3 protein-coding genes and 1 pseudogene are annotated in these 6,185 nt (G+C 69.0%); 3 read left to right on the forward strand and 1 reads right to left on the reverse strand.

Features of this window, described 5'->3' with window-relative positions; genetic code table 11:
• Positions 1-1,067 (forward strand): nitrilase-related carbon-nitrogen hydrolase (locus tag G4D87_RS31775; protein ID WP_163786445.1); only part of this gene is annotated, 1,067 nt, incomplete at its 5' end.
• 93 nt (positions 1,068-1,160) lie between these two features.
• Here G4D87_RS31775 and G4D87_RS31780 read toward each other — a convergent pair.
• Positions 1,161-2,375 carry a methyltransferase gene (locus tag G4D87_RS31780; RefSeq protein WP_163786446.1) on the reverse strand — a complete coding sequence of 405 codons (1,215 nt, stop codon included), beginning with the start codon at positions 2,373-2,375 and terminating at the stop codon, positions 1,161-1,163.
• Positions 2,376-2,604: 229 nt separating this feature from the next.
• On the opposite strand from G4D87_RS31780, the gene G4D87_RS31785 reads away from it, so the two are divergent.
• Positions 2,605-5,061, forward strand: a complete 2,457-nt coding sequence (locus G4D87_RS31785) for a hypothetical protein (protein ID WP_163786447.1) — start codon at positions 2,605-2,607, stop codon at positions 5,059-5,061.
• Positions 5,062-5,175: 114 nt separating this feature from the next.
• Positions 5,176-6,185: pseudogene (locus tag G4D87_RS31790) on the forward strand (DEAD/DEAH box helicase); the annotation flags it as partial.

Here is a 6,185-nt window from a genome sequence, read left to right on the forward strand (position 1 = left end):
CCTTCACGCTGGCGGCGCTCGGGTGTGGGGGCTCGGGAATGGGGGCCCAGCTTCCGGCGATGGTGCTCGTCCTGACCCCCGCGCGCAGGTGGCCGCCCCGCCTCTGGCTGCCCTTCGCCTGGCTCCTGGGCGAGGCCGTGGCGGAGGCCGGCTGGGGCTTCTCCATGACGCAGGCGCTGCACTCCCAGTGGGCACAGCCCGCGATGCTGCGGGCGCTGGCCCTCGTCGGCTGGGCGCCCCTGTCGCTGCTGTGTCTCTATGCCGCCACCAGCGTGGGCGAGGCCGCCGCACGGCGCGCTCCCCGGCTGCTCGCGCCGGCGGGGCTCATCCTGGGCGCGCTCGCGCTGGTTCCGCCGCTGCCTCCCGCCGACGAAGCGCTGTCGGGCGTGGGCGTGGTGCATCTGGCCTCGTTGGCGCATCCGCCCCGGACGGTGCCCGCGGGGACGTCGCTGCTCGTGTGGCCAGAGAGCACCGTGCGCGGCAACCAGCGCCTGCCCGAGGGCATCCTGCCCCAGCCGACGCCGCTGGCCGCGCTCGCGGACACGGCCCTGCCCGTGGCGAGCCTCGCGGGCCTCACGCTGCGCACGGAAGGCCAGTACCTCATCGCGGCGGGCGCCTTCGACGCGCAGGGACGCCTCCTGGCGAGCCGGGGCAAGGCGGTGCTCGTCCCGGTGGGTGAGCGCGTCTTCCTGGGGCTGCGCGGCAGCGGCGAACCGCTGACGCCCGGAAAGGCTCCGCCGCTGCTGTCCGTGGCGGGGCGGCGGCTCATCCCGCTCATCTGCTACGAGGCCTTCAGCCGCCTCACGTCCTTGAAGGGACAGGCCGCCGGGGGCGACCTCATCGCAGTGCTCGCCAGCGACCTGCCCCTGGTGGGCAATCGCTTCGCGTGGGAGCAGGCCGTGGGCGCGGTCATCCTGCGCGCCGTGGAGCAGCACGCGCCCGCGGTCCGAGCATCGCTTGCGGGGCCCGCCGTCATCGTGTCGTCGGACGGGCGGGTGCTCGCGCGGAGCGAGCCGGGGACGAGCGGAATCCTCACCTGGGCCCCTGTTGAGTGGACGCAGGGGTGAGCTTGCCCCGATGTCGTGGGCAGGTGGGGGATGCGGCTTGCGGCACCTGTGAGGCAGCCTGCTCGAACCTCCCCCGAACCCCTCCGGACTCACTCAAGCGCTCCGCGACGCGATGAGCGCGAGGTTGCGCGGAGACAGGCTCGGGTCGAAGATCTGGAGGAGCTCGACGTGGAAGCCCGATTCCTCCAGGAGCAACGCGCGATCGAGCAGGAGCACGACCTCCAGCGCCCTCGCGAAGCGGTCCCTCAGCAGATGGCAGAGCAGGAGGTCCCGCGTCTCGGCGCGCACGGACACCTCGAAGGCATTCAGCGCTGCGTCCGTCATGCCGGGGTCGAGCCCCAGTCTCGCCAGGCGATCCCGCGCGTAGATGGCGAAGCGTCCGGCATAGAGCGCCCGGGGCGCGTCTCCTGCTCTCACGAAGCCGCGCTCGGGAAAGTGCCGCCTGGAGAGAAGGTCGAACGCGAAGCGCCACGCATACACCTGCTTCATCCGCGCGAACGCCTCCTCCGTCTTGTGATGACGTCCCCGCGTCGTCAACGCCAGGGCATGCGGGGTGAAGGGCAGCGGATGCGCGCTCCCGACGCGGGAGACGGGGTAATCCCGCGGGATCTCCAGTTTGTCGTAACAGCAGCCGATGTTCAGGACGAGGCCCGCCCCCTGGCTCTTGCGGAGGTGCGTGAGGGCGAGCGGCCCGCAGGTGTGCAGACCGATGGAGGCCCGGTCCCGGCCGGAGAAGAGCGAGTCGAGCTGGGGTTGGGGCCCGTCCTCCACGGAGGCCTGGATGAAGCACAGGGTGTCGCCACCGGCGGGCCGGGTTTTCGTCAGCCACCGCCGGCCCTTGTCCTGCAACGCGGCGTCCCGGTCGATGCTGTGGAAGGTCCACCCGAAGGTCCGCGCGCAGAGGCGGGCGAGATGTCCCATGCCGCCGCCGATATCGACCGCCTCCTGGATGGAGTGAGTTCTCGGCGCGAGCAGGGCGAGCACCCGTTCGAGCTCGTGGGTCTTCTTGGCGCTGAGGCCCTGCGTCTCCGCGACAGTCAGCGCGTGATGGCCCGGGTGCCAGGGTAGCGCCGTCAACTCCTGGAGCGCGCCCAGGAGCGCGCTCAGGGCCGGAGGCGGGGCGCCCGCGAGCGCTCCCTGGTCCAGCCGCCGCTCGCCCGCTTCATCGAGCGAGCGGGCATAGGCCAGCCAGTCCTCGGGATAGGCGGCGCCGGAGTCGGGCCAGCCCTGGAGGATGGAGCGGGACCAGAGCGGGGACCAGGGCCGGAGTTGGTGCGTGAGCGCCTCGAGTCGCGCCTGGAAATCCATTTCGGCACATCCTATGCGCCGCCGCGCCGACCTCCGAGCCATCACGGACTAAGGCTCGTAGGTGCGCTACTCGAAGAGGGAGCGCTGCCCCAGCGAACGTCAAGCGCCCGGCGACTCCCTCGGAACGGCCCGCACCCGGACCTGCGACACCGGTGTCGTCCCCGGAGGTCCACTTCCATGAAGGACCGCCCCTGCGCTGTCGGCGCTTCCTTCCAGCACCAGCTCGCTCATGTCGCCCGACATTCCGAAGATGCGCAGCACGGCCTTTCTCGGCACCGCGGACCGCGAGAGCGGCACGGTGACCTCCCGGACGCCTTCCTGGAAGAGCGCGGTTCCTCCGAGGTCGCCGCTGGCAGGACATCCGCGATGCCCTGGCATCCTGATGCTGCCGGTTGACGCTCCAGGTCAAGAGCGACCTGCTTGCTCGGCATTGCAGACTCCACTCCGGAATGAGAGGATTTACTCTCCCCGTCAAATCATCTCGGTCGTTGCCGTGCGCCTGCGTGGTCACCTGCGGCCCATGGGAGTCTGCATGCCTTCATTGCTCAGGCCCTTGCTGTTCGTCAGTCTGGCCTTGCTGCTGCCCATCCAAGTGGCGGCACAATCTTTCGACCGGAGCTTCGTGTACGAGGCCGAGACCCAGCTCTCGCACGGAATGGGCTATGCGCACCGTTCCGGCTGGGCCGCCAATACAGCGGCACATACCCGAGGACACCTCGTCTACGGGCCCTACGCGACAAACTGGGGGAGCGGGGCGGGGAAGGCTGTCTTCCGCCTCATGATTGACAACAACTCCGCCAACAACAGGGCGGTGGCCGCGCTGGAGGTCAACTGTGCCACCAGCGACCGTGTCATTGCCCGACAGGAAATCCTGAGAGGCGATTTCTCAAGCCCCTTGGTCTACCAGGATTTCGAGCTGTGGTTCGACCTCCAGTCCTGCGCCAACCAACGCATGGAGGTCCGCTTGGATTGGTATGCGCAGGCGTACATGAACGTCGACAAGGTCACCGTCTACCTTGACGACTACGCCGCCGGGCAACCGCCGGTGAAGAACTTCACGCAGAGCTCCGATGCCCACGTCCAATCGCTGGTCCAGAGAGCCCTCGCGGGATTGGGGTTCGGAACCTACGACCCCGTGACGTCTCGGCTGCGGCGGGATGGCCCCAACGCCAACGACCTGGTCTTCGTGGGCAAGCACTACATGGCGTGGATCGATCAGACGGGCTTCTACGGGAAGCTCAACGGGCTCTGGTTGCTCAACGGCGCGACCGGTAGCGCGCTCGCCTTCCTCCATGAGGAGTCCCCCTCACGCCGCCCGGTGAGCTTCCTGGGGGTCGCCGAAGATGGAAACGGCGCATGGATGCCGGGCTACAGCGGCGCGGAGCACTATGAACTGCCGCACGAAATCCCAGAGCCGGACGAAGACCCGAACGGCAACGGGCAATGCGACACGAACGAGTCGTGCACAGGCAGTGCTTGCGTGAAGACCATCTGCAACTGGTACAGCGTCAACGAGGCCGCGCCCGTGACGGATTCCGATGTCCCTCACTGGACCGCGTGTTCACGCAATCGCATGGCCTGGGCTCGAAAGAATGCTCCACTCGTCCAGGACGAGACCGCGACGTCCTTGCGCCTGGTGTACGCGGCGCCCATCACGAAGGAAGCGGACGCCGGGAAGGATGGCGCGCACGAAGGAGACCGATGCCATCAAGACGTCCTGTTCGCGGACGGGATACGCCGTCCCGTGTTCCTCCGGCTGGGTTATGTCCTCCACGGGGACAAGCCCTTCTTTGATCGCACGTACCAGTTCGACAACCCCGCGGGGAACCCCGCCTTCGGTCAGGAAGTCTGGTCGGTGATTGGCGGGTTGGTGCTGTCGAAGCTGCCCGCGACCCAGCCCGCCAAGAGCGGCTTGTTCAACACGGTGCGTCCGGACCAGCATTCCATTTCGGGTCCCGTGGCCCCCTATACGTTCCCCGCGGACCGGTGGACCGCGCGTCAGGGCGCCACGCCCGCGAACCAGGATGAGGTCTGGGGCTGGCTTGGGACATCGCTCTCCTGGAGCGCGCGGGGACGCGCGTCGCTGGGCGACTCACTGAAGATGGAGTCGCTCGGCCCCATCGACAACGACGACACGGGCTTCTGCCTCTGCAAGGTCCACGGCGGGATGGAGATTGGCGGAGGCGTGCTGCACCGGGGAATCTCCCTCCCCATCGCGGGCGGCACACGCTCCATCGAAACCACGCGGCGGATTTCCTTTCCGGCGGAGTACACCCTTCCTTTCGTGTACGAGGCAGAATCGAGCGCGCTCTACAAACTCGTGGGACGGCGGGATGGCGACGGATGGTCCGCCAACACCGCGGCGGATGTGCCGGGCAGTCTTATCTATGGCCCCTATGCGGCTCATTGGGGAAGCGGCGCCATGCGTGCCGTCTTCAGGATGATGGTCGACGCCATCACGACCGGCGGCACCGTCGTCACCATCGAGGTCTACGACGCGACAGCGGGGCAGATCATCGCGAGCCAGGCCGTCGCGCGCTCCCGATTCTCCCAGCCGTTCATGTACCAGGACATCAGTCTCGACTTCTCGCTGAGTGGCCGATTGGGCCATTCCATCGAGACTCGCGTCTACTGGCATGACATCTCCTATGTGAAGGTCGACAAGGTTTCAGTCTTCGACCGGTAGCCCCCCAGCACGGCAAGGGTTCCGCCCCACCTTGCTTGGGGGCGCGCGGGTCACGTCGGGTTCCAGGGCGAATCGCTTCCCCTGGACACCCGCCTGTGCGTATCACTGGCCTTCGTGCGTACGCCCACCGACCGATACCTGCCGCCGAGCCCCGACGGCTCCTCCGCCGTCACGCCCCAGCGAGGGCGGGTGGTGGTCCTCGCGCCCACGCGCGCCGCTTGTGAAACCATCGAGCTGGCACTCGGGCTGGAGCTTCGCACGTACCTGGTGGAGCACCACGGCGAGCGCCTCCTCGAACTGGTCCAGAGCGGGCAGGGGTTCGGCATCGTCGCGGGCACCGGCACGGGCAAGACGCTCGCCATCCGCCCCATCGCGGAGGCGCTCGTGGGCCGGCGGCCCCTGCGGGTGGCGGTGGTCAACCGCGAGCGGGAGGCCACCGCGGAGACGCCGCTCGCGGACGTGGTCATCGTCACCACCGGCATCGCGCGGCGCTGGTTCCAGGGCGGCGCCATCCGGCGCGAGGACACGCTCATCGTGGATGAAATCCACCAGACCTCCGCCGAGCTGGAGCTGTGCCTGGCCCTGGGCAAGCGCGTGGGCTGTCGCTTCATCTGGCTGTCCGCCACCGTGGACCCGGCCTTCTACGCGCGCTACCTGGACAGCGCGGACGTGCTCCAGGTGTCCTCCTTCGACCCGAGGAAGGCGGCCCGGGTGGAGGTGGAGCGCCGTCAGCCGCTGTCCTTCCTGGACGAGGACTTCCTGCGGGACGTGGCGCAGCAGGGGCGCGGCGTGGGCGTGTTCCTGCCCACGCGCGCGGGCGTGGAGGAGGCGGCGGCCCACGTCCGCGCGAATGCGCCGGAGCTCCACGCGGCGCACTACCACGGCGGCGAGCCGCTGCGCGCCATCCGCCCCTTCCTGGAGGGCACTGCGCCCCGGCCTTTCGTGCTCGCGATGACGGCGGCGGGGCAGAGCGCGCTCAACGTGCCGGGGCTGGACACGGTCGTCATCGACGACATGCGCTTCACGAACCTGGTGGAGCGCGGCCGCAACGTCCTCACCCGCGTGCACCTGGGCAACAACGAGCTCTTGCAGATGGCGGGGCGCGTGCACGGGCGGGTGGAGGG

It is taken from the genome of Myxococcus vastator (assembly GCF_010894475.1).
GTDB lineage: Bacteria > Myxococcota > Myxococcia > Myxococcales > Myxococcaceae > Myxococcus > Myxococcus vastator.

Excerpts from the sequence above, each read along its gene's own strand:
- G4D87_RS31785 (WP_163786447.1), top strand. The coding sequence starts at position 2,605 with ATGTCGCCCGACATTCCGAAGATGCGCAGCACGGCCTTTCTCGGCACC.
- G4D87_RS31780 (WP_163786446.1), bottom strand. The coding sequence starts at position 2,375 with ATGGATTTCCAGGCGCGACTCGAGGCGCTCACGCACCAACTCCGGCCC.